Source organism: Pseudomonas sp., from assembly GCF_030698175.1.
Classification (GTDB): domain Bacteria; phylum Pseudomonadota; class Gammaproteobacteria; order Pseudomonadales; family Pseudomonadaceae; genus Aquipseudomonas.
The window spans coordinates 145,544-168,092 of record NZ_JAUYNT010000018.1 but is presented as its reverse complement, the minus strand read 5'-3'; the positions used below and the strand labels follow the sequence as shown (position 1 = coordinate 168,092).

The 22,549-nt window shown below is 60.8% G+C and carries 18 protein-coding genes; 6 read left to right on the top strand and 12 right to left on the bottom strand.

Annotated elements, in window-relative coordinates:
- Positions 1–61 precede the first annotated feature (61 nt).
- The 6 genes from Q8R10_RS09645 to gcl form a co-directional block, all read right to left on the bottom strand.
- Positions 62–985 carry an urea transporter gene (locus Q8R10_RS09645; protein ID WP_305653232.1) on the bottom strand — a complete coding sequence of 308 codons (924 nt, stop codon included), beginning with the start codon at positions 983–985 and terminating at the stop codon, positions 62–64.
- A 175-nt stretch (positions 986–1,160) separates the two neighbouring features.
- Positions 1,161–2,576, bottom strand: a complete 1,416-nt coding sequence (gene pyk, locus Q8R10_RS09640; protein ID WP_305653230.1) for a pyruvate kinase — start codon at positions 2,574–2,576, stop codon at positions 1,161–1,163.
- Positions 2,573–3,856 (bottom strand): glycerate kinase, encoded by a 1,284-nt coding sequence (locus tag Q8R10_RS09635; RefSeq protein ID WP_305653229.1) that lies wholly within the window; start codon positions 3,854–3,856, stop codon positions 2,573–2,575. The genes pyk and Q8R10_RS09635 overlap by 4 nt, the downstream gene beginning before the upstream one ends.
- Positions 3,857–4,188: 332 nt before the next feature.
- On the bottom strand, positions 4,189–5,079 hold the full coding sequence (locus tag Q8R10_RS09630) for a 2-hydroxy-3-oxopropionate reductase (protein WP_305653228.1): 891 nt from the start codon (positions 5,077–5,079) through the stop codon (positions 4,189–4,191).
- Positions 5,080–5,212: 133 nt separating this feature from the next.
- A complete protein-coding gene (gene hyi / locus Q8R10_RS09625) occupies positions 5,213–5,995 on the bottom strand; it encodes a hydroxypyruvate isomerase (RefSeq protein WP_305653226.1) in 783 nt (260 codons plus the stop codon).
- 87 nt (positions 5,996–6,082) lie between these two features.
- Complete coding sequence (gene gcl, locus Q8R10_RS09620) at positions 6,083–7,858, bottom strand: glyoxylate carboligase (protein WP_305653224.1); 1,776 nt, start codon at positions 7,856–7,858, stop codon at positions 6,083–6,085.
- Between the two features lie 338 nt (positions 7,859–8,196).
- On the opposite strand from gcl, the gene Q8R10_RS09615 reads away from it, so the two are divergent.
- On the top strand, positions 8,197–8,628 hold the full coding sequence (locus Q8R10_RS09615) for a heme-binding protein (RefSeq protein WP_305653223.1): 432 nt from the start codon (positions 8,197–8,199) through the stop codon (positions 8,626–8,628).
- Positions 8,629–8,856: 228 nt separating this feature from the next.
- On the opposite strand, the gene Q8R10_RS09610 is transcribed toward Q8R10_RS09615, so the two are convergent.
- Positions 8,857–9,465: a TetR/AcrR family transcriptional regulator gene (locus Q8R10_RS09610; protein ID WP_305653221.1), complete on the bottom strand. Its 609-nt coding sequence runs from the start codon at positions 9,463–9,465 to the stop codon at positions 8,857–8,859.
- Between the two features lie 226 nt (positions 9,466–9,691).
- Here Q8R10_RS09610 and moaA point away from each other — a divergent pair, with 226 nt between their 5' ends.
- From moaA to Q8R10_RS09595, 3 genes are all read left to right on the top strand, one after another.
- Positions 9,692–10,687 (top strand): GTP 3',8-cyclase MoaA, encoded by a 996-nt coding sequence (gene moaA, locus Q8R10_RS09605; RefSeq protein WP_305653219.1) that lies wholly within the window; start codon positions 9,692–9,694, stop codon positions 10,685–10,687.
- Between the two features lie 170 nt (positions 10,688–10,857).
- On the top strand, positions 10,858–12,216 hold the full coding sequence (locus Q8R10_RS09600; protein ID WP_305653218.1) for an 8-oxoguanine deaminase: 1,359 nt from the start codon (positions 10,858–10,860) through the stop codon (positions 12,214–12,216).
- A gap of 248 nt (positions 12,217–12,464) precedes the next feature.
- Positions 12,465–13,289: an ABC transporter substrate-binding protein gene (locus Q8R10_RS09595; protein WP_305653217.1), complete on the top strand. Its 825-nt coding sequence runs from the start codon at positions 12,465–12,467 to the stop codon at positions 13,287–13,289.
- Positions 13,290–13,480: 191 nt separating this feature from the next.
- Here Q8R10_RS09595 and Q8R10_RS09590 read toward each other — a convergent pair whose 3' ends face one another.
- The gene (locus Q8R10_RS09590) at positions 13,481–15,442 is read right to left on the bottom strand and encodes a DEAD/DEAH box helicase (protein ID WP_305653215.1); all 1,962 of its coding nucleotides are present in this window, start codon (positions 15,440–15,442) and stop codon (positions 13,481–13,483) included.
- A gap of 177 nt (positions 15,443–15,619) precedes the next feature.
- Between Q8R10_RS09590 and Q8R10_RS09585 the strand changes: the two genes are divergently transcribed.
- Positions 15,620–16,072, top strand: coding sequence for a hypothetical protein (locus Q8R10_RS09585; protein ID WP_305653213.1), 453 nt, complete (start codon positions 15,620–15,622; stop codon positions 16,070–16,072).
- A gap of 14 nt (positions 16,073–16,086) precedes the next feature.
- Here the strand turns inward: Q8R10_RS09585 and thpR are convergent, their stop codons facing one another.
- Positions 16,087–16,632 (bottom strand): RNA 2',3'-cyclic phosphodiesterase, encoded by a 546-nt coding sequence (thpR, locus tag Q8R10_RS09580; RefSeq protein WP_305653211.1) that lies wholly within the window; start codon positions 16,630–16,632, stop codon positions 16,087–16,089.
- Between the two features lie 594 nt (positions 16,633–17,226).
- On the opposite strand from thpR, the gene Q8R10_RS09575 reads away from it, so the two are divergent.
- A complete protein-coding gene (locus Q8R10_RS09575) occupies positions 17,227–17,388 on the top strand; it encodes a DUF2986 domain-containing protein (RefSeq protein WP_305653209.1) in 162 nt (53 codons plus the stop codon).
- Between the two features lie 183 nt (positions 17,389–17,571).
- Here the strand turns inward: Q8R10_RS09575 and katG are convergent, their stop codons facing one another.
- From katG to Q8R10_RS09560, 3 genes are all read right to left on the bottom strand, one after another.
- Complete coding sequence (gene katG, locus Q8R10_RS09570) at positions 17,572–19,770, bottom strand: catalase/peroxidase HPI (RefSeq protein WP_305653207.1); 2,199 nt, start codon at positions 19,768–19,770, stop codon at positions 17,572–17,574.
- A 252-nt stretch (positions 19,771–20,022) separates the two neighbouring features.
- Positions 20,023–20,832 carry an SDR family oxidoreductase gene (locus Q8R10_RS09565; protein ID WP_305653205.1) on the bottom strand — a complete coding sequence of 270 codons (810 nt, stop codon included), beginning with the start codon at positions 20,830–20,832 and terminating at the stop codon, positions 20,023–20,025.
- Positions 20,833–20,889: 57 nt separating this feature from the next.
- Positions 20,890–22,497, bottom strand: coding sequence for a GMC family oxidoreductase (locus tag Q8R10_RS09560; protein WP_305653203.1), 1,608 nt, complete (start codon positions 22,495–22,497; stop codon positions 20,890–20,892).
- Between the last annotated feature and the right edge of the window lie 52 nt (positions 22,498–22,549).

The window sequence follows — 22,549 nt, the reverse complement described above, 5'->3', positions numbered from 1 at the left end:
TAGTGAAGCGATTTAACTCGCCATTCCAGCCCGGCCGGGTTCGCCGTGTTTTTTGCTCAGCTCAGTGGCTGGCGGGCGCCGGCTTGAATCTGCGCCGCAGCAATCGACTAGCGATCTGCACCAGCCAGCAGGCCAGAATAAACGGCGCCGTCAGCGGTGCACTCACGCCCAGGCCGAGCAAGCTGAGTTGCAGCAGCACACTGGCGATGATTCCCGCCAGCACTGGCCAGGCGCGGCGCTGTTGCTGGCTTAGGGCGACGGCCACCAAGGCGCCGTTGAAACCGTATAAGCCTTGCAGTGCATCGTTGTATTGACCCAGTTGACTGGCCAGCAGCAGGCCCAGGGCCGAGCCGACTAAGGCCCAGCGCGCCATACGACGATTGGCCAGCCATAGGGCGATAAAAATCAGCACGCCGCTAACTGGGTCATTCACCAGCAGCACCTGGCTCAAACCACGCAGCACCGCCAGCGGCCAGTCCAGCGCCGCCAGGCCATGCAGTTGGCCGGGGTCGGCGACGTTGCTGGTTAACTGCAGGCAGTCGCTCAACGCCAGCAGCAGCCAACCGAACAGCACAAAGGGCGCGGTATAAGCCGGCAAGCTGGCGTGCCGGCGGTTATGCCGCAGCCAACGGTTGAGCAGCAGGCTCGCCAGCCCGGCGCTGGCGATGATCAGCAGCGGTAGCAATGGCGACCAGGCCAGCTTGGCGCTTAGCAGCAGGCCCAGCAGCACGCCGTTGTAGCCGTACAGACCGCTGTTGATCTCCGGCTGCGGGTAATGTCGGCGCACGGCCGTCAGCCAGCCAACAAAACCGCCGAGCAAAGCGCCACCGAGTAACTGCGGCGCGCCCCAAGCAACGCTCAACAAGCAGAGCAGGCCGCACAGCGGGTGGCGCAGCAAAAATACCTGGCTGCAACCATTGAGCAAGGCCATGGCCCAATCGTTGGCAAGTGGGCGTTTGAGTAAGGGGGTTAAGGGCGGGTGCATGGGAGTCGTCATGGATAAGGAAAAGGTTGGCCGGCGAAGGTTGTTGCTGCACGAGTCGCGCGCCGAAAAAAAACGTCCACCCGCAAAGCCGGTGGACGTTAATAACTGGCAGTGCCAGAGGGAGAGATGTTGCTCGGTGCGCGCGACTACTCGGTCTGAGTCGCCGCGCATTAACTCAGTGCAGGGTCTCGATGCGCAGGGTATTGGTCGTTCCCGGTTGGCCAAAAGGCACGCCGGCGGTGATCACCAGGGTGTCGCCGCGTTGTGCCATGTTCTGGGCCTGGGCGATTTCCAGCGCGGTGCTGGTGATTTCCTCGACCTTGTTCAAGCGTGCATTGACCACCGAGTAGATGCCCCAGGCCACGGTCAAGCGCCGTGCGGTGTTGATGTTCGGCGTCAGGCTCAAGATCGGTGCCTTGGGGCGTTCGCGTGAAGCACGCAGGCTGGAGGCGCCCGACTCGCTGTAGTTGACCAGCGCGGCCACCGGCAAAATGCTGCTGATCCGGCGGATCGCGCAGCTGATCGCGTCCGATGCGGTGGCTTCGGCGTGCGGGCGGCTAACGTCGAGCTGGGCCTGGAAGTCCGGGCCGTTTTCCACCTGGCGGATGATCTTGCTCATCATTTGCACGGCTTCCAGCGGGTAATCGCCGGAGGCGGTTTCCGCCGACAGCATCACCGCATCGGCGCCTTCGGCCACGGCGTTGGCCACGTCTGTGACTTCGGCGCGGGTTGGTGCCGGGGAAAAGCGCATCGATTCCAACATTTGCGTGGCCACCACCACCGGCTTACCCAGTTGGCGGCAGGTGCGGATGATGTCTCTCTGGATGCGTGGCACGTTCTCGGCCGGCACTTCCACACCCAAATCGCCACGGGCCACCATGATCGCGTCGCAGAGTTCGGCGATGGCTTGCAGGTGCTCAACGGCCGACGGCTTCTCGATCTTGGCCATCAGGAAGGCCTGGTCGCCAATGATCGCGCGGGCTTCGATGATGTCTTGCGGACGCTGCACAAAGGACAGCGCGACCCAATCCACCCCCAACTTGAGGCCGTAGTCCAGATCGATGCGGTCTTTGCTGGTCAGCGGGCTGAGCTCCAGCACGGCTTCTGGCACGTTGACGCCCTTGCGGTCGGACAGTTCGCCACCGGCGATCACCAGGGTCTCGATCGCGTCGCTGTGTTTGGCGGTCACTTGCAGGCGCAATTTGCCGTCGTCCAGCAGCAGGTTCATGCCCGGCTGCAAGGCCGCGATGATTTCCGGGTGCGGCAGGTTGGCGCGCTCAAGGGTGCCCGGTGTTGGGTCGAGGTCGAGGCGAAAGGCCTGACCACGGACCAAGTTGACCTTGCCCTCGGCGAACCGGCCGACCCGTAGCTTCGGCCCTTGCAGGTCCATCAGGATGCCAATCGGTTGGTTCAGCTGACGCTCCACTTCACGCACCCAGTTGAAGCGTTCGGCATGGTCGGCGTGCTCGCCGTGGCTGAAGTTCAGGCGGAATAAATTGACCCCGGCTTCGACCAGCTGACGGATATCGTCGATGCCCTTGATGGCCGGGCCGAGGGTGGCGAGGATTTTTACTTTCTTGTCGGCAATCATTGGGCAGTTTCCAAAATTAAGATGGCGCGGAAATCGTTGACGTTGGTACGGGTCGGCCCGGTGACGATCAAGTCGTCGAGGGCGGCGAAGTAGCCATAGCCGTTGTTGTTATCCAATTCATTAGTGGCGCTCAGGCCCAGTTCTACGGCGCGGGCATAGCTGTCGGGGCGCATCAGGGCGCCGGCGTTGTCTTCCGAACCGTCGATGCCATCGGTGTCGCCGGCCAGCGCGTAAACCCCAGGCAAACCTTTGAGGCTCTCGGTGAGGCTCAGCAAAAATTCGGCATTGCGCCCGCCACGGCCCTTGCCGCGCACCGTCACCGTGGTTTCACCACCGGACAGAATCACGCAAGGCGGCTTGATCGGTTGGCCGTGCAGCACTATCTGGCGGATGATCCCGGCGTGCACCTTGGCCACCTCGCGGGATTCGCCTTCCAGATCACCCAAAATCAGCGGGGTCAGGCCGGCGGCGCGAACTTTAGCGGCGGCCGCATCGAGTGACTGCTGCGGCGTGGCGATCAGCTCGAAATGGCTGCGGGCCAGGCACGGGTCGGCATGCTTAACCGTCTCGGCGCGCGGGTCGTGCAAGCGGGCCAGCACCGCCGGCGGCACTTCGATGCTGTAGCGGGTGAGAATCGCCAACGCCTCGGCCGAGGTGCTCGGGTCGGCCACGCTGGGGCCGGAGGCAATCACCGTCGGTTCATCCCCCGGCACATCGGAAATCGCATAGGTGTAGATGCTGGCCGGCCAGCAGGCCTTGGCCAAACGGCCGCCCTTGATCGCCGAGAGGTGTTTGCGCACGCAGTTCATCTCGCTGATGCTGGCGCCGGATTTGAGCAGGGCTTTGTTGATGCCTTGTTTGTCGGCCAGCGAGAGGCCGGCTGCCGGCAAAGCGAGCAGGGCGGAGCCGCCGCCCGACAGCAAGAAGATCACCCGGTCGGTCTCGGTCAGACCGCTGACCAGCTTGAGGACGCGCTGCGCCACGGCTAAGCCGGCGGCGTCCGGTACCGGATGGGCTGCCTCGACCACTTCGATCTTCGTGCAGTTGGCGCCGTGGCCGTAGCGGGTTACCACCAGGCCGGAAATCTCGCCTTGCCACTCGCACTCGATCACTTCGGCCATGGCCGCCGCCGCTTTGCCGGCACCTATGACGATGACCCGGCCCGTGCGGTCGGCAGGCAAATGGTCGGCCAGCACCTGACGCGGGTGGGCAGCGTCGATGGCGGTGCTGAACAGCTCGCGCAGCAATGACTCTGGATTGAACGTTGGATCGAACGACATGGCAGGGCTCCTGATGGTGGTAATGGGCCGATTGCAGTCCACAAGGGTCGTCGGTCGCAACGCTTGTGGGCTGGAATCGACCAACCCGGCAGGGCAGGCCGTGACACCGCCTGCCGGGAGGTCGAAAGGGTTAATTGCTCGCCACTGACCGGCGAGCAATTGCAGCTTTTACTTTGCGGATCGAGAAACCTGTAGGGGTGGGCTGAAGCCCACCCTACAAAATAGCTCCGCAACAGCGCCGTAGGATGGGTTGAGCCTGCGATACCCATCAGGGGACTCGCGTCGTGCTCGATGGGTATCGCTGCGCTCAACCCATCCTACAGATGCAGCGCTTACTCTTTGCGGATCGAGAAGTTGGCCATGTGCTCCAAGCCCTTGATCAGCGCCGAGTGGTCCCAGTTGCTGCCACCGATGGCCGCGCAGGTGCTGAACACTTGCTGGGCATTGGCGGTGTTGGGCAGGTTCAGGCCCAGCTCGCGTGCGCCGGCCAGGGCCAGATTGAGGTCCTTCTGGTGCAGGCTGATACGGAAGCCTGGATCGAAGGTGCCTTTGATCATGCGCTCGCCGTGCACTTCGAGGATCTTCGAGCCGGCGAAGCCACCCATCAGTGCTTCACGCACCTTGGCCGGATCGGCGCCGTTCTTGGCGGCGAACAGCAGGGCTTCGGCCACAGCCTGAATGTTCAGGGCGACGATGATCTGGTTGGCCACCTTGGCAGTCTGGCCGTCGCCATTGGCGCCGACGTGGGTGATGTTTTTGCCCATCACCTGAAACAGTGGCAGCACGCGCTCGAAGGCTTGCGGGCAACCGCCGACCATGATGCTCAGGGTCGCGGCCTTGGCGCCGACTTCGCCGCCGGACACTGGCGCGTCGAGATAGCTGGCGCCAGTGGCTTTGATTTTTTCAGCAAAAACTTTGGTCGCGGTCGGCGAGATCGAACTCATGTCGATCACCACTTTGCCGGCCGTTACGCCTGCTGCTACGCCGTCGGCGCGGAACAGCACGTCGTCAACCTGTGGGGTATCCGGCACCATGATGATGATGAATTCGGCTTCCTGCGCCACTTCGCGCGGGTTGGCCAGGCCGATGCCGTGCTCGCCGAGCAGGTCGGCCGGGGTCTTCTCGAAGTGCTCGGAGAAGAACAGGCAGTGCCCGGCTTTTTGCAGGTTCTGCGCCATAGGCTTGCCCATGATGCCGGTGCCGATAAATCCGATTTTAGCCATGAGGAGTTTCTCCTGGTGTCGTGATGTCTGTTATGGACCGAGCCACCGTAGGATGGGTTGAGCCTGCGATACCCATCACTGGGCACCTGGCCTGGCTCGATGGGTATCGCTGCGCTCCACCCATCCTACGAACTCAGATTGCGTTATGCGCTTTCATCCAGCCGAGGCCGGCTGCGGTGGTGGTAGCCGGCTTGTATTCACAGCCGACCCAGCCCTGGTAGCCAATGCGGTCCAGGTGCTCAAACAAGAAGCGGTAGTTGATCTCGCCAGTGCCTGGCTCGTTGCGGCCAGGGTTGTCGGCCAGCTGGATGTGATTGATCACCGCCAGGTTGCTTTCCATGGTCCGGGCCAGATCACCTTCCATGATTTGCATGTGATAGATGTCGTACTGCAGGTACAGATTGTTGCTGGCAACTTTGTCGCGAATCGCCAGGGCCTGCTTAGTGGTGTTCAAGTAGAAGCCGGGAATGTCGCGGGTGTTGATCATTTCCATGACCAACTTGATACCGGCGGTTTGCAGCTGTTCGGCGGCAAACTTCAGGTTGTCGACAAAGGTCTGCTCGATGGTCGCGCAGTCATAACCGGCCGGGCGAATGCCCGCCAGGCAGTTGATCTGGCTGTTGCCGAGGACCTTGGCGTAGCTGATGGCCTGGGCCACGCCGGCACGGAACTCTTCGACGCGATCAGGGTGGCAGGCAATGCCGCGCTCACCCTTGGCCCAGTCACCGGCCGGCAGGTTGAACAGCACCTGGGTCAGGTTGTTGGCGTTCAGGCGGGCCTTGATCACCTCGACTGGAAAGTCGTAGGGAAACAGGTATTCGACACCGGTGAAGCCGGCATCGGCGGCAGCGTCGAAGCGATCGAGGAACTCTTCCTCGGTGAACAGCATGGACAGGTTGGCGGCAAAACGGGGCATGCTCGGCTCCTTTAATAGTGCCCTTCCCCGCACGGGGGAAAGGGGGGCTGTAGGGTGGTCAACCGCGAAGCGTTGGCCACCGTTGCATCAATCCAACAACGAGATCGCGGTCGGTGCATCGGCACCGGTCAACGCCAGGTCTTCAAACTCGTTGACCGCGTTGATCTCCACACCCATGGAGATGTTGGTCACCCGCTCCAGGATGATTTCCACCATCACCGGTACGCGGAACTCAGCCATCAACGCCTTGGCCTTGATCAGTGCGGCTTTGATTTCGCTCGGTTCGAACACGCGAATCGCCTTGCAACCCAAACCTTCCACGACGGCCACGTGGTCGACGCCGTAGCCGTTCAACTCTGGCGCGTTGACGTTTTCAAAGCCCAACTGCACGCAGTAATCCATCTCGAAGCCGCGTTGCGATTGGCGAATCAAACCCAGGTAGGAGTTGTTCACCACCACATGGATGTACGGCAGATTGAACTGCGCGCCAACCGCCATTTCTTCGATCATAAACTGGAAGTCGTAGTCGCCAGACAGTGCCACCACGTTGCGGGTTGGGTCGGCTTTAACCACACCCAAAGCCGCTGGAATGGTCCAGCCCAACGGGCCGGCCTGACCACAGTTGATCCAGTGCCGCGGCTTGTAAACGTGCAAGAACTGCGCGCCGGCAATCTGCGACAGACCGATGGTGCTGACGTAGCAGGTGTCGCGGCCGAACACTTCGTTCATTTCTTGGTAAACGCGCTGCGGCTTGACCGGCACGTTGTCGAAGTTGGTCTTGCGCTGCAGGCTGCTCTTGCGCTGCTGGCATTCATCCAGCCAGGCGCTGCGATTCTTCAGCTTGCCGGCGGCGCTCCACTCGCGAGCGACGGTTATGAACATGTCCAGTGCGGCGCCGGCATCGGAAACGATACCCAGATCCGGGTTGAACACGCGGCCAATCTGGGTCGGTTCGATATCGACGTGGATGAACTTACGGCCTTCGGTGTACACCTCAACCGAACCGGTGTGGCGGTTAGCCCAACGGTTACCAATGCCGAGCACCAGGTCGGAGGCCAACAAGGTGGCGTTGCCGTAGCGGTGCGAGGTTTGCAGGCCGGCCATGCCGACCATCAGTTCGTGGTCGTCGGGGATGGTGCCCCAACCCATCAGGGTCGGTACTACCGGCACGCCCACCAGCTCGGCGAAGATCACCAACTGCGCAGCGGCGTCGGCGTTGATCACGCCACCACCGGAAACGATCAATGGGCGCTCGGCCTCGTTGAGCATCGCCAGGGCTTTTTCGATCTGCACGCGGTTAGCGGCAGGTTTGGCCAGCGGCAGCGGTTCATAAGCGTCGATGTCGAATTCGATCTCAGCCATCTGCACGTCAAATGGCAGGTCGATCAGCACGGGGCCAGGGCGGCCGCTGCGCATTTCATAGAAGGCTTTTTGGAAGGCGCGCGGCACTTGGCCAGGCTCCATCACGGTGGTCGCCCACTTGGTCACCGGCTTAACGATGCTGGTGATGTCGACTGCCTGGAAGTCTTCCTTGTGCATCCGCGCCCGTGGTGCCTGGCCGGTGATGCAGAGGATTGGGATGGAGTCGGCGCTGGCCGAGTACAGACCGGTGACCATGTCGGTACCGGCGGGGCCCGAGGTACCGATACACACGCCGATGTTGCCGGCGTTGGTGCGGGTGTAACCCTCGGCCATGTGCGAGGCGCCTTCAACGTGACGGGCCAGGACGTGGTCGATGCCGCCGACTTTACGCAGTGCTGCATACAACGGGTTGATTGCTGCGCCGGGGATACCAAACGCGGTATCAACACCTTCGCGACGCATTACGAGTACGGCTGCCTCGATTGCTCTCATTCTGGCCATGCTGTTGTGCCTCTTTTGTTCTGAGATTGTATACAGTTTTCTGGGCTTGATTCTATTCATGGCATGACTTGCTGGTCAAGAATTTTTCTTGCTGAGAACGGACAAGAGGAAAAATCTTTTAAAACGGCTGTTTGAGCGGGGGTGTGGAGGACGCCTAGGCTTTCGACTTTATAGGTGTATACAAAATAAGATTGGATTGTACTTGTCTATTGCGTTTTTTGTTTTAGGTGAGATATTTACCTCGACCTTTTGATTGCCCCGTCCGCTGTCGACGACTTTTTGCCGCAGGGATGGAGGCGCTTCTTTCAACTTTCTCACCACTACAAGAAGGCTACTCCATGAGCGCTTTAACCTTGCAAACTGCTACTAGCATCAGCAGCCAGGCCCAGGCGGCCGGTCGCGCGATCTCTGCCGCACCCTTGACCATTGCCGTGCTGGATGCCGGCGGTCACCTAGTCAGTTTGCTGCGCGAAGACGGCGCCAGCATGCTGCGTCCGCAAATCGCCATCGGCAAAGCCTGGGGCGCCGTGGCGCTGGGCAAAGCTTCACGCTTGATTGCCGAAGACGCCCAGCAGCGGCCGAGCTTTATCTCGGCGGTTAATACCTTGGCCCACGGCAACCTGATTCCGGCGCCGGGCGGCGTGCTGATTCGCGATGCCAACAATGCCGTGATCGGCGCCATCGGCATCAGCGGTGACACCTCAGACATCGACGAGCAATGTGCGATTAAGGGGATTCTGGCGGCGGGTTTGTTGGCGGATGCGGGTTAAAACCTAACGCCGGTCGGCTGGCGAAGCAGGGCGTAGGGTGGGTTAGGCGCGTGGCACCTGATCTGCGGCTGCCGCTGGGGCACGGTGCGCCGTAACCCACCATGGCGCAATCACGGATGTCCGGTGAAACGGTGGGTTACGCGGCGCTCTGAGTTCGCGCGCGGCTGTGGGTAAGTTGGCCCGCGCCGCTAACCCACCCTACGGTTTGTGCGTCGGACAAGCGCGGTGTTACTCGGCGACTTCGCAGCCTTTGAGCACCAAACGGATGATGGTGTCGGCGGCGGCTTGGTAGTCGGCATCGTCGAGGCTGGTTTTGCCGGTGACGGTGGAGATTTGCCAGTCAAAATCGGCATAGGTTTGGGTCGCGGCCCAGATGCTGAACAGCAAATGGTGAGGGTCGACCTTGGCCATCAGGCCTTGGTCGATCCAGCTCTGGATGCAGGCGATGTTGTGCTGGGCTTGGGCGTTTAGCTGTGCGGTTTGTTCGGCCGCCAAGTGCGGCGCGCCGTGCATGATCTCGCTGGCAAACACCTTGGAAGCGTTGGCCAGGTCACGGGAAATACGGATCTTGGCGTGAATATAGTCGCGCAGTATTTGCCCTGGTTGACCGTCTTGATTGAACGGCGCCGAGGCCTGCAGCAGGGGCTCGATGATGCTCTCGAGGACTTCGCAGTAAAGGTTGTCTTTGCTCTTGAAGTAGTAATACACGTTGGGCTTGGGCACCCCGGCCTTGGCCGCGATATCGCTGGTCTTGGCGGCGGCAAAGCCTTTGTCGGCAAATTCTTCACTGGCTGCGCGCAGGATCAAATCTTTGTTGCGCTGGCGAATACTGCTCATAAGCCCCCGGGCTTGTTGCCGTGCGTCGCAAAGGGCGGTGCACCTGCACCGGCATGGTAGCACTGGGCCTGCGCGGCTCTCAAGCCAGGGGCTAGGGTGCTCTGCGAGCGTCGCAAAAATAAGATTGTCAGTAATGCTGTATACAAAATAAATAATTTCTGTTTTATTAAACGTCCGCCCATGTCGCCAGTGTCCCCAACTGGCGCGTGCTGCGGCAGGCTCCAGCATGCAAGATCCTATTTTGCTTGATCCCTTTGGTCGACGTATCAGCTACCTGCGGCTGTCAGTCACCGACCGCTGCGATTTTCGCTGCACCTATTGCATGAGCGAAGACATGGTCTTCGCCCCGCGCGCACAAATCCTCAGCCTCGAAGAACTCTATACAGTTGCCGACGCCTTTATCGGCCTGGGGGTTAAGCGCATCCGCATCACCGGTGGTGAGCCGCTGGTGCGCAAGAACCTGCTCAGTTTGCTGGGCCGCCTCGGCGCCCGCCACGAGCTGGAAGACCTGGCCATCACCACCAACGGCTCGCAACTTGCCAGCATGGCCAGCGGTCTGCGCGCCGCCGGGGTGAAGCGCCTGAATATCAGCCTCGACTCGCTGCAGCGCGAGCGCTTCACCGCCTTCACCCGCCGCGATCAATTAACCCAAGTGCTGGCCGGCATCGAGGCGGCGCGGGCGGCCGGTTTCCAGCGGATCAAGCTCAACACCGTGGTGCAAAAAGGCCGCAACGATGACGAAGTAGAGGCCTTGGTGGCCTTCGCGGTCGCCCAGCAGCTGGACATCAGTTTTATCGAGGAGATGCCGCTGGGCAACATCTCCAGCCATTCCCGCGAGCACACCCTATGCAGCAGCGACGAGGTGCGCGAACGCATCCAGCAGCGTTTTCAACTACTGCCCAGCAGCCATCGCACAGGCGGCCCCTCGCGGTATTGGCAGGTGGTTGGCAGCGACACCCGGGTCGGTTTTATCTCACCGCATAGCCGCAATTTTTGTGGTGATTGCAATCGTGTGCGAGTCACCGCCGAAGGCCAGCTGGTGCTGTGCTTAGGGTCTGACGGCGCGCTGGATTTGAAGGCCTTGCTGCGTCGCCATCCCGGTGACTCAGCAAGGCTGCGCGGGGCGCTGATCGAGGCATTGCGGCTGAAGCCCGAACGGCACTATTTCGATGCCCGCGAGCAGGTACAAGTTATCCGCTTTATGAGCATGACTGGCGGCTAACCGGAATCCTTGGAATCGTTCTAGCTGCGTTGCTTTGTCTTGGCGTACAAAATCGTACTACCTGCGACAAAGCGCCTTGCCAGAACCGCTGCGCTCGATCCCAAGAATCCCGGTCCCCTAATTAACAGCAAAAAAAAAAACGCCCGCCAACGGGCCGGAGGAGATGAGTGATGGCTAAGACTTTATTGGTAAAAAACGCTGAGCTGCTGGTGACCATGGACGGCGAGCGCCGTGAGATCAAGCAGGGCGGTCTGTATATAGTCGGCAATCAGATTGTTCAGGTCGGCCCGAGCAGTGAGCTGCCGGCCACCGCCGATGAAGTGCTCGACCTCAAGGGCCATATCGTCATCCCTGGCCTGGTCAACACCCACCACCATATGTACCAGAGCCTGACCCGCGTGGTGCCGTCGGCCCAGGACGGTGAGTTGTTTAATTGGCTGCAGAACCTCTATCCGATTTGGGCGCGGCTGACTCCGGAGATGATCCAGGTGTCGACTCAGACGGCGATGGCCGAGCTGATTTTGTCTGGCTGCACCACCTCCAGCGATCACCTGTATATCTACCCAAATGGCTGCAAGCTGGATGACAGCATTCATGCCGCTGCCGAGATCGGCATGCGCTTTCACGCCGCCCGCGGCAGCATGAGCGTCGGCCGCAGCCAGGGCGGTCTGCCGCCTGACAGCGTGGTGGAAAAAGAAGCCGACATTCTCAAAGAGTCCCAACGGTTGATCGAGGACTACCACGACGCCAGCCACAGTTCGATGCTGCGGGTGGTGGTGGCGCCGTGCTCGCCGTTTTCGGTCAGCCGTGACCTGATGCGCGAAGCCGCAGTGCTGGCGCGCCAGTACGGGGTGTCGCTGCACACCCATCTGGCCGAGAACCAAAACGACATTTCCTATAGCCGCGAAAAATTCGGTATGACCCCGGCCGAATACGCCGAAGACCTCGGCTGGGTCGGCCCGGATGTGTGGCACGCCCACTGTGTGCAACTGGATCAGCACGGTATCGACCTGTTCGCCCGCACCGGCACCGGCGTCGCCCATTGCCCGTGCTCGAACATGCGCCTGGCCTCGGGCATCGCGCCGATCCGCAAGATGCGCGACGCCGGCGTGCCGGTCGGCCTGGGCGTCGACGGTTCGGCCTCCAACGATGGCGCCACCATGATCGGCGAAGTGCGTCAGGCCCTGTTGCTGCAACGGGTGGGTTTTGGCCCGGATGCCATGACTGCCCGCGAAGCCTTGGAGATCGCCACCCTGGGCGGTGCCAAGGTGCTTAACCGTAACGATATTGGTGCCTTGGCGCCGGGCATGTCGGCGGATTTTGTGGCCTTCGACCTGCGCCAAATCGCCTTCGCCGGCGCCCTCCATGACCCGCTGGCGGCCCTGGTGTTCTGCGCCCCGAGCCAGGTCGCCCACAGCGTCATTAACGGCAAGCAAGTGGTCAAGGATGGTCAGCTGCTGAGCATCGACCTGCCGCTGGTGATCGAGCGGCACAACCAACTGGCGCACAAATTGGTCAGCGGCGACTAAGCCGCTACCCCCTTAACTACCTACATGCCCTGCAATGCGGGGCGTTTTGCTGGGCTATGTAGCCGTTATGAGTTGATCCCCATTAACCGTTGAAAAGCCGACCGTAGGATGTGGTGGAGCGCAGCGATACCCATCACGGGCTTGGTTGCCATCGATACTCGATGGGTATCGCAAGCTCAACCCATCCTACCAAGGGCTGCCACAACAGCTAACGGGCACATAGCCTTTTGCTGATTAAGGAGAATCCCGTGAAGCCATTTCTTTGTGGTCTGTTCGCCATTTTGTTGCCCTGCGCCGCCAGTGCCGAGACCTATGTGGTCGGCGTCGAAAAAGCGCAATTCTTGCCTTACTACACGGTCGATGCCCAGGGCCAATACAGCGGCTATGCCCGCGAGTTGCTCGACCGTTTTGCCGCCAGCGCTGGCGTCACCTTCGTCTACCGGCCGATAGCCACGCAAGGGCTGCTGGATGAGCTGCTGAGTGGCGGCGTCGATTTTAAATACCCGGATAATGCGGCCTGGGGCACGTCAGCCCGCCTGGGTAAAAACATCAGCTACAGCAGCGCCACCGTCGACTATATCGACGGCGTGCTGGTGGCTCCGCCGCAACATGGCAAGGGCCTGGAACAGCTGAAACGCCTGGCCGTGGTCAAGGGCTGGACGCCCCAGCAATACAGCGCGGCCATCGACGCCGGGCAGATCAACCAGGTGGACAGCGACAACCTGCTGACCATGATCCGCAGCGCCGTGAAGAAGCAAGCCGATGGCGTCTACTACAACGTCGAAGTGGCGCTCTATGCCCTCAACAACAGCGGCAAATTTATCAATGCCCTGCAGTTCGATGCCGGCTTGCCTTACAACCGTGGCAGCTTTCAACTCTCGACCATCCAGCACGCGCCCCTGCTGAAGCGCTTCGACCAGTTCCTGGCCGAGAATCAAGCCGAGGTGCAGACGCTGAAAGCCAAATACCGGGTCGAGGAGAACATCAACTCCGAGTTCGTTGGCCTGGAGCAATGGAAAATCGACTTCATCAAGCGCCAGCGCGCCAAGGAACAGGCCGCCAAGAAGGGCTGATGTCGCTCGTGGGATGACTTGAGCCGTAGGATGGGTTGAGCGCAGCGATACCCATCGTTGCAAAGATGCAGCGCTGGATGATTGATGGGTATCGCCAAGCTCAACCCATCCTACAAAGGCTGGTCGTCCATCCGGCTCGCCGCATTTCCCACATCCATGCGGGTCGCTAAAGCCCCTCAAAGCGTGGCTGGTTAGCGCCCCCGCTTGCGCAAGATCTGCACCGCCCCTTGGGGTTTATTGCAGTACCAGAGTACCCGGCTGACTCCGCGGGTAATCGCCACATAGGCCAGGCGCAGGCTCTCATCCTGCATGGCTTGCCCGTAGCTGTTCTGGAAAAATCCCGAGTAGGCATAGAGCGCATCGCGCAGCGGGTGCGGGGTGGGCGGCAGGCAGTCGTCGAGGATGATCGCCACTTCGGCTTGCAAGCCTTTGGCGCCGTGGATGGTGCAGGCTTTGACCGGCAACTGCTGGTCGAGCTGGCCGCGCACCAGCTGCAAGCTGGCGTTGCTGCGACTCAATAGCAGCACGCTGGTGCGTTCGCGGCTGGTGCTGCTGGCGACGTGGGCGCACTGGGCTTGGATCTCGGCCAACAGCTCGGGAAGCCGGGTTTTCAGCTCGAACTGGGTCACCAACTTAACCCCATGATCTCCCGTTTGAGTGGCCCTGACGGCGTTGCTGGTTTTCGCCTGCTTGTGACTAACACCGGCCAGCACCGCCTCGCCGTCGCGGATGATCGGCTCAATCGAGCGGTAGTTGTTTTGCAGCAGCAACACTGCGCTTTTGCTCGCTTTACCCAAGCCTGGGAAGTGCTTGTCGAAGTCGATAAACAGCTCCGGCGAACTGCCGCGCCAGCCATAGATCGACTGCCAGTCGTCACCGATGGCCATCAGACTAACCGCCGTGCCCTGACGCACCAACGCCCGCTGCACGGCATTCAGCCACTGGACGATTTGCGGCGAGATGTCCTGAAATTCATCGATCAACAGATGGCTGAAGGGCGCCAATGCAGCGGCGGACAGTTGCGGCGTGCCGGCATTCAGGCGGTCGCTGAGCTGGGCAAAGGCCGCGTCGAAAGTCAGCAAACCTTGCTCGTCCAGCAGTTGCTCGAAGCGCTGCCAAAACAAGACCAGTGCTTGGATAAAGCTGCGTTCTTGAGCGGCGCAAGGCAGTGCTTCAGCCTGCAGCTGATCGATGCGAATGCCGATGCTCTGGATAAATCCGGCCTGCAGGTAGAAGGCTTCGAACAGCGGCAACGGGGTAAATTCGCCGGCCAGTTGGTATGCGTCCAGCGGCGCCTTGAGCACCCGTTTGCTCTTGGTTGCGTCGTCCATTGCCAGTGGCGCCGGCAAGCCCAGCAGGCCGTGTACCAGTTGGCGAAACTCCGGCTGCTGTTCATAACAATGCTGATACGCCTGTTTGAGCAGGGCCAGTTGGGCGGGGCGCAGGCGGCTGCTGGTCAGCGGATTATCCAGTTCGCTGTTGGCGGCGCTGCTGCTCAGTTGCTCGAACCAACGGGGATTGCCCAGCGCCTCTTTGGCCAGCCCGCCCATGGCCGAATGAAAGGTGCGCACGCATTGCCGGGCCTGGCTGGCATCGAAGGTAAACTGCCAGAAACCCAGCAGCTTCAACAGCTGCTCGCGCAGTTGCGCGCAGGAGGCATTGGTAAAGGAAATCACCGTCAGCTGCGCCGGCTCAATCCCTAAATGACAGAGCATAAACACCACCCGCAGCAGCAGAGTGGTGGACTTGCCCGAGCCCGCTGCGGCAAACACCCGAGTCAGCGGACTACGCCCGAGGATCATCGCCCACTGCTCATCCGAAGGCGCGCTGATCAGGCCCGCGCTCACTGCCTGGCTTATCCGCAAACGCATCGCCGCAATCTGTGGCTCATCGACCGCCATGAGTGCCGGGCCATAAATGGCTGTGCTGGTTTGAGTGGTTTTCGTCCGTGGTTTGGCCGGTTTTTTCACAACCCTGGTACTGGGTGTTTTGCCCTTGGGCAGTGGCGCACTGGCTTTGCTCAGCCGTGGGCGGGGCTGGTCGTGCAGCAACGCCGCCTTGCCCTCGGCACGCAAATACTCGGTGGTACGCGGAAAGTAACGCGCCAGCGCTCTGGAGATGAGCAGCTTGTAGCGCCGGGCGGCAGACAGCATTCGACGATTCCCCTCCGGGCTATAAGATATATCCTTGAATGATAAGTGTTTTTCGCCCTGAACTGGCAGTCAGTCGGATCAACGCGGCGAGTTTGCTACCGCTCTGTTTGCCAGCGCCTATGCTGAAAAAAACCATGTACGATTCAAATAACCCAGGGGGTGCTTAGCGTGAAGTGTGTGTTTACCAATCGTGATTTTTCCCTGTTTGAGTCGAATCAGCGAACCACGCCGCACCAGATCGTGGTCAAAGAAATTATTCGCAATGACGATGAGCGCATCCATTACTACGTCACCGAGCCGCTTTCATTCGACCCGGAAAAATATGATCTGGCCGAACTGGAAGCCTTGATCAAGGCCAGGATCATCGAACACCTTGGGCTCGCTCCAGGCGCGGATACTGAGGTGGTCGGCACTTACGAGAACAAGTTTTATGCCCGCGACGGCATCCCCGAGGCCACCATGGCCCAGCTCAGAGCCGCAGATAACCTATTAACCAGTTATGGCTTTGTGGTCACCCTGCCAGAGCTTGAGCTACCGGTGTATCGCGTGCAGTTCACCACCCTGAATTTGTTCCAGGTTCAGGACAAATCAGCCCTGTTTATCGACCCTTGGGGCTTGTTTAAGCGCTAATTGCCCGACTCTCGTTAAGGCGCAAGCGGCCACTCGGCCAGTGACCGATAGCGGCCTTTGTGCGACTCGAACAGGCTGAAGTGTTCGGCGCGCAGGTGAAAGCTGGGTGGGGAGCTGGACTCCGGCACAGGCTCGCGATAGTCGCGCAGCAAGGTCAGGTGCGGGCGAAACTCTCGCGGTTCGCAGGCAAAGCCAAGCGGCAACAGCGCCTGCTGCAAGGCATAGACCAACTGGCGTAACGCCTGCGGCTCCTGCTCTGGGGCGAGCAATAAAATCCCCGAGCGGCGCCAGATATCCAGGCGATCCAGCGGCACCAGCAAAGGCTCACCCGGCGTTCGCACACTTGTGGCGGCAGCGCAGATAGCCGGGATCTGCGTCACGGCCACAGCGCCAAGAAACATCAGGGTCAGATGAAAGTTCTCCGCAGGCACCGGGCGCCCGCTGCGCAGCTCAAGCGCGCTGCGCCATTGGGCTATAGCGCGGCGTTGCGCCGGGGCGCAGGGCAGCGCAAAAAACAATCGCTTGGACGGTTCTGCGGGTTCGCGGAATTCATAACTCATGCCTTGTATCTCTGCTGGTAGTGAAGCAAAAAAGCTCTGTCCCAGTTATGTGTTACAGACCCTGTTTTGTAGGGTGGGCTTTAGCCCACTCTACGTGTTGCAAAGCACAAGTCCCGTGACCTCAGGTTTGTGACCCAGATAAATGCGGGGAAAAGAATAGTTTTGGCCCTGCAGGATTGTCAGCGTGTTCGCGCTTGCTTCGCGCTGCCCTTTGTTACAAAAGCCGCTCCTACACAAGCCAGGTACCTGCAATAATCTCATCGGCCACCTCCCTGTAGGAGCGGATTTATCCGCGATTGGTCGGTGCAGGCAGCACAAGTATCAAAGCTAATTCCCTATCGCGAATGGTTAGCGCCCTTGCAACAAAAACATCGGCCCGAGCAGCGGGCGGAGCAACACACTGCCTTGGATAACCAGCAAGTCTCGTATGGAAAACCGCGAAGCCTTTGCCACCAGAACATCCAGTCTAGGTTTTTCGGGAATTCTGCGCTCGGCTGTTGCCTTATCGGCACTCGATTTCTGGGGCTGATAAAGGATAATTGAGTGACACCAAGCGGCCATGCCAGGCCGTGGACATACCCTGGGTATAAAGATATGAATCGCCGTAAAAAAATAAAACAGCTATTAAAAGCCCACGCCAAAAAGGCTAGCTCCAAATTGGCGCCGCCAAGTAAGTCTAAATACATTAGTAAGGCTGACCGGTTGAAAATGGCTGATGAGTCCAGTCAAGACTCAAGCATTTCTGCTGAGGAATGATCTATCAAGGCTACGGCTTAGTGCCTGTTGCTGGCCGATAAATGCGGCAAAAATAATAAGCGTAAGTTTTGCGCGTTTTGCGGTGCAGTGCAGTTGCCGAATGTAAAAAGCCGCTACCTGATGAGGTATCCCTCAGCAGATAGCGGCCAGTCTTTTAGGCCGGTTAAGGCCTAGTCTCGGTGGTCACGCCAGGTCGAAGCGATCAAGGTTCATCACCTTGCTCCAGGCCGCCACGAAGTCATGCACGAACAGCTGCTGTGCATCGCCGCTGGCATAGACTTCCGCCAGCGCCCGCAGTTGGGAGTTCGAGCCGAAGAGCAGATCGACCACGGTGCCGGTCCACTGCAGATCGCCCGTGGCCCGATCACGCCCCTCCAGCACGCCTGCCACGCCGGCCGACTTCTGCCACTGGCTGCGCATGTCGAGCAGGTTGACGAAAAAGTCGTTGCTCAGCGTCTCGGCGCGGTTGGTGAAGACTCCATGTTGAGCCTGCCCAACGTTGGCATTCAGGGCGCGCAGGCCGCCGATCAGCACCGTCATTTCGGGAGCGCTGAGGGTTAGCAGGTTGGCGCGATCCACCAGCAGCTCGGCCACCGAGCCTTCCAGGCCTTGGCGAACATAGTTGCGAAAGCCATCGGCCAGCGGCTCCAGCGCGGCGAACGAGTCCACATCGGTTTGCGCTTGCGAGGCGTCCATGCGGCCTGGGGTGAACGGCACAGCGACCGTAACACCGGCCTTCTGCGCCGCAGCTTCGACGGCTGCGCCGCCGGCCAGCACGATCAGGTCGGCCAGCGAGACTTGCTTGCCGGCGGATTGGGCGCCGTTGAAGTCCTGCTGAATGGCTTCCAGTGCGTGCAGCACTTTGGCCAGTTCGGCCGGTTGGTTAACTTCCCAGTCCTTCTGCGGGGCGAGGCGAATGCGCGCACCGTTGGCGCCGCCGCGCTTGTCGCTGCCACGGAAGGTGGCGGCTGACGCCCAGGCGGTGGAGACCAGTTGGGCAATGGACAGGCCGCTGGCGAGGATTTTGGCTTTCAGGGCGGCGCTGTCCTGGGCATCGATCAGAGCATGGTTTACGGCGGGAATCGGGTCTTGCCAGATCAGCTCCTCTTGCGGCACCAGGGGGCCCAGGTAGCGGGTAATCGGGCCCATGTCGCGGTGGGTGAGTTTGAACCAGGCGCGGGCGAAGGCGTCGGCGAACTGCTCCGGATTGGCCAGAAAACGGCGGGAAATTCGCTCGTAGGCCGGGTCGAAGCGCAGGGCCAGGTCGGTGGTCAGCATCGACGGCGCATGGTGTTTGGACGGGTCGTGGGCATCCGGTATGGTACCGGCCCCCTGGCCATTCTTCGGTGTCCACTGATGCGCACCGGCCGGGCTCTTGGTCAGCTCCCAGTCAAAGCCGAACAGATTTTCAAAGAAGTTATTACTCCATTTGGTGGGCGTCGTGGTCCAGGTCACTTCCAGGCCGCTGCCGATGGCGTCGCCACCTTTGCCGCTGGCAAAGCTGCTCTTCCAGCCCAAACCTTGCTCCTCGATACCGGCGGCTTCCGGTTCTGGCCCCACGAGGGCCGCATCACCGGCGCCATGGGTTTTGCCGAAGCTGTGACCGCCGGCGATTAGCGCCACCGTCTCTTCATCGTCCATCGCCATGCGTGCAAACGTTTCGCGAATGTCACGCGCCGAGGCGCGCGGGTCGGGGTTGCCGTTCGGGCCTTCCGGGTTGACGTAAATCAGGCCCATCTGCACGGCAGCCAGCGGGTTTTCCAAGTCGCGGTCACCCGAGTAGCGCTGATCATCCAGCCACTTGTTCTCGGAGCCCCAGTAAACGTCTTCTTCCGGCTCCCAGACGTCCGCGCGGCCACCGGCGAAACCGAAAGTTTTGAAGCCCATGGATTCCAGGGCGACGTTGCCGGTGAGGATCATCAGGTCGGCCCAGGAGATTTTCCGTCCGTACTTCTGCTTGACCGGCCACAGCAGCCGGCGCGCCTTGTCGAGGTTGACGTTGTCGGGCCAGCTGTTCAGGGGCGCGAAGCGTTGCTGGCCGGTACCCGCACCACCACGGCCGTCGCCGGTGCGGTAAGTCCCGGCGCTATGCCAGGCCATGCGGATGAACAGCGGGCCGTAGTGGCCGAAGTCGGCCGGCCACCAGTCCTGCGAATCCGTCATCAGGGCGTGCAGGTCCTTGATCACGGCATCCAGGTCGAGGCTCTTGAACGCCTCGGCGTAATTGAACGCCGCGCCCATGGGATTGGACAGTGGCGAGTGTTGATGCAAGATCTTCAGGTTGAGTTGATTGGGCCACCAGTCTGCATTCGTCGGGGCACCACCAGCCACTGTCTGTTTGCCTGCGCCGCCCGAGAACGGGCATTTTGCTTCGGTTGACATGCTTCTCTCCTTGGATGTTTTCACCTAACGGGTCAGCCCAGCTTGGTGTCTGGGTGCTGACCGATCAAATAGGTTTTAGCTATGGGATTTATAGCAGGCAGGAAGTGTGAAACCCATGACGGTGGAGTCGATAGCCGCACGAGCCTCTAACAACGTTGCGGGTAGCAACACCTAACTGGGACAGAAGCTAAATTGCGGCAGTGCCAGGGCCATGCCCAAGCACTGCTGTTCGTGTGCGGCGGGCGCGGCGCTTTAACGGGCGAGCAAGCGAATGATCGCCGGATAGCTGTTGGGCAGCAGCCGCGACAACCAGTGCAGGGTGCTGGATTTGTTGCCGGTGAGAATCCGCCGTTTGCCACTGAGCACGCCCTGGATGATGTCGGCGGCGCAGTCTTCTGGCGGGGTGATCAGCATTTTGTCGCCCAGTTTGGCGAAAATAGACTCTTCCTTGCCGGCCGCCTGGACCAGCCGCGCGGCCTTGTCGATGTTGGTTTTGATTCCGCCGGGGTGCACGCAAACCGCCCGTACCCCAGTGCCGTCCAGCTCGGTCCAGAGGCATTCGGTAAAGCCGCGCACGCCGAACTTGGAGATGTTGTAGGCGCCCTGCAAGGGGAAGCCCACCAGGCCGAAGACGCTGGAGATATTGACGATGCAGCCATCCCGTTGCGCCAGCATCATCGGCAGAAAGGCCTTGGTACCGTAGATCACGCCCCACAGGTTGATGCCGATCTGCCACTCGAATTCTTCGATGCTGGTGTGGGCGATGGTGCCGACCAGGGCGGCGCCGGCGTTGTTGATCAGCAGGTGCGCGGTGCCAAAATCGCGCTGCACCTCGTCCGCATGGGCGAACACCGCCTCGCGTGACGACACATCGACGCTGTAACCGCGCGCCTCGCAGCCGGCGGCCAGCATTGCCAGGGTTTCATCCAGCCCCGCACGGTTAACGTCCGACAGCGCCAAGCGGGCGCCGGCCGCGGCAAACTGCAGCGCCAGTGCCCGGCCTATGCCTGAGCCGGCGCCGGTAATCACCACCACCCGATTGCGAAATTCAGTCCCACTCATTGTTATTCTCCTGGCCGGCTAAGGCCTGTGGTTTTGACTGTTTGAAGTTATACCCGATCAGGCGCTGAGGCGGGCGGCGTGGCTGGCGCGGATCAAGTCTGCGGCTTTCTCGGCGATCATCATCGCGGGGGCGTTGGTATTGCCACCGATCAGGGTTGGCATGATCGAGGCGTCCACCACCCGCAAGCCTTGCAGGCCGTGCACGCGCAACTCGGCATCGACCACCGCCAGCGGACCTTGGCCCATCATGCAGGTGCCCACCGGGTGGTAAACCGTGTCGCTACGCTCGCGCAGGATCTGCCGAATTTGTTCATCGCTGCGCACGTTGTCACTGTGCAACTCGGCATGCCGGTGCTCGGCCAGGGCCGGGGCATCCATGATTTGACGGGTCAGTTTGAAGCCTTTAACCATGGCTTCGAGATCGTCCGGTTCGCCGAGAAAATTCGGGTCGATCAGCGGCCTGTCATCCGGGTTGGCGCTGCGCAGTTTCACCGTGCCACGACTTTTTGGCCGCAGCAGGCACACGTGGCAGGAGTAGCCGTGACCTAAGCGAATGGTGCGTGCGTGGTTTTCCACCAGGGCGGTGGCGAAGTGCAGTTGCACGTCTGGTGCCGGCAAGGCCGGGTCGGTCTTGAGGAAGGCGCCACCCTCGGCGACGTTGCTGGTCAGCATGCCGCGCCGACCACTCAGGTAGCGCCAAAACTCCTTGAGCATACGCAGGCTGCCGCGCAGCGACAGGCCGAACAGGTCGTGGCTTTTGGCCCGGTAAATAAACACGAAATCCGGGTGATCCTGCAGGTTTTGGCCGACGCCAGGCAAGTGCAGCAGTGGCTCGATGCCGACCTGGCGCAACTGGCTGCTGTCGCCCACCCCGGAGAGCAGCAGCAGTTGCGGCGACTGAAAGGCCCCGGCACTGAGCAGCACTTCATGGCGGGCCCGGACCTGGAGAATTTGCCCGTCTTTGCAGTACTCGATACCCGTGGCACGTTTGTCGGTGAACAACACCCGGTGCGCCGCGGCGCCAGTGATCACCTGGAGGTTGGGCCGGTGCAGGTGCGGCTGCAGGTAGGCACGCGCGGCGCTGCAACGTTCGCCGTTGATCTGGGTGGCCTGGTAGATACCAGCGCCTTCCTGTTGAGCGCCGTTAAAATCGCGAATCAGCGGGAAACCGGCTTGTTTGGCGGCGTCCACAAAGTGTTGCTGAAAGGGATTGTCGGTGCGCAGTTCGGCCACATTGAGCGGCCCGCCCTGGCCGTGGAAGCGGTCGTGCAAGGTCTCATTGTGTTCAGAGCGGATAAAGTAGGGCAGCACCTCGTCATAGGACCAACCGAGGTTGCCCAGTGCGGCCCAGTGGTCGTAGTCCCAGCGATGGCCACGGATATACACCATGGCGTTGAGGCCGCTGGAGCCGCCGAGCATCTTGCCCCGTGGCTGGTAGCCAATCCGGCCATTCAGGCCCGGTTGCGGGACTGTCTCTAGCGCCCAGTTATTCAGACTGGTCGGCATCATCGCGACCATGCCCATGGGCACCTTGACTACCTGACTGTCGCCGGTGCCGCCGGCTTCGAGCAGGCAGACACTGATTTGCGGGTCTTCGCTCAGGCGTGCGGCCAGCACGCAACCGGCGGAACCGCCGCCAACAATCACATAATCGAACTCAGGCATGGACAGGTTTTCCTCGGGTGGATGGGGGGCTTTTGCAGCATAGGATTTAAAT

What these genes read in the sequence shown, in the direction of transcription:
- Q8R10_RS09565 (WP_305653205.1), bottom strand. Translation starts at nt 20,832, where the DNA reads ATGAGTGGGACTGAATTTCGCAATCGGGTGGTGGTGATTACCGGCGCC.
- gcl (WP_305653224.1), bottom strand. Translation starts at nt 7,858, where the DNA reads ATGGCCAGAATGAGAGCAATCGAGGCAGCCGTACTCGTAATGCGTCGC.
- hyi (WP_305653226.1), bottom strand. Translation starts at nt 5,995, where the DNA reads ATGCCCCGTTTTGCCGCCAACCTGTCCATGCTGTTCACCGAGGAAGAG.
- Q8R10_RS09615 (WP_305653223.1), top strand. Translation starts at nt 8,197, where the DNA reads ATGAGCGCTTTAACCTTGCAAACTGCTACTAGCATCAGCAGCCAGGCC.
- Q8R10_RS09635 (WP_305653229.1), bottom strand. Translation starts at nt 3,856, where the DNA reads ATGTCGTTCGATCCAACGTTCAATCCAGAGTCATTGCTGCGCGAGCTG.
- Q8R10_RS09590 (WP_305653215.1), bottom strand. Translation starts at nt 15,442, where the DNA reads ATGCTGTCTGCCGCCCGGCGCTACAAGCTGCTCATCTCCAGAGCGCTG.
- Q8R10_RS09575 (WP_305653209.1), top strand. Translation starts at nt 17,227, where the DNA reads ATGAATCGCCGTAAAAAAATAAAACAGCTATTAAAAGCCCACGCCAAA.
- Q8R10_RS09600 (WP_305653218.1), top strand. Translation starts at nt 10,858, where the DNA reads ATGGCTAAGACTTTATTGGTAAAAAACGCTGAGCTGCTGGTGACCATG.
- Q8R10_RS09560 (WP_305653203.1), bottom strand. Translation starts at nt 22,497, where the DNA reads ATGCCTGAGTTCGATTATGTGATTGTTGGCGGCGGTTCCGCCGGTTGC.
- katG (WP_305653207.1), bottom strand. Translation starts at nt 19,770, where the DNA reads ATGTCAACCGAAGCAAAATGCCCGTTCTCGGGCGGCGCAGGCAAACAG.
- Q8R10_RS09645 (WP_305653232.1), bottom strand. Translation starts at nt 985, where the DNA reads ATGCACCCGCCCTTAACCCCCTTACTCAAACGCCCACTTGCCAACGAT.
- Q8R10_RS09630 (WP_305653228.1), bottom strand. Translation starts at nt 5,079, where the DNA reads ATGGCTAAAATCGGATTTATCGGCACCGGCATCATGGGCAAGCCTATG.
- moaA (WP_305653219.1), top strand. Translation starts at nt 9,692, where the DNA reads ATGCAAGATCCTATTTTGCTTGATCCCTTTGGTCGACGTATCAGCTAC.
- Q8R10_RS09610 (WP_305653221.1), bottom strand. Translation starts at nt 9,465, where the DNA reads ATGAGCAGTATTCGCCAGCGCAACAAAGATTTGATCCTGCGCGCAGCC.
- pyk (WP_305653230.1), bottom strand. Translation starts at nt 2,576, where the DNA reads ATGATTGCCGACAAGAAAGTAAAAATCCTCGCCACCCTCGGCCCGGCC.
- thpR (WP_305653211.1), bottom strand. Translation starts at nt 16,632, where the DNA reads ATGAGTTATGAATTCCGCGAACCCGCAGAACCGTCCAAGCGATTGTTT.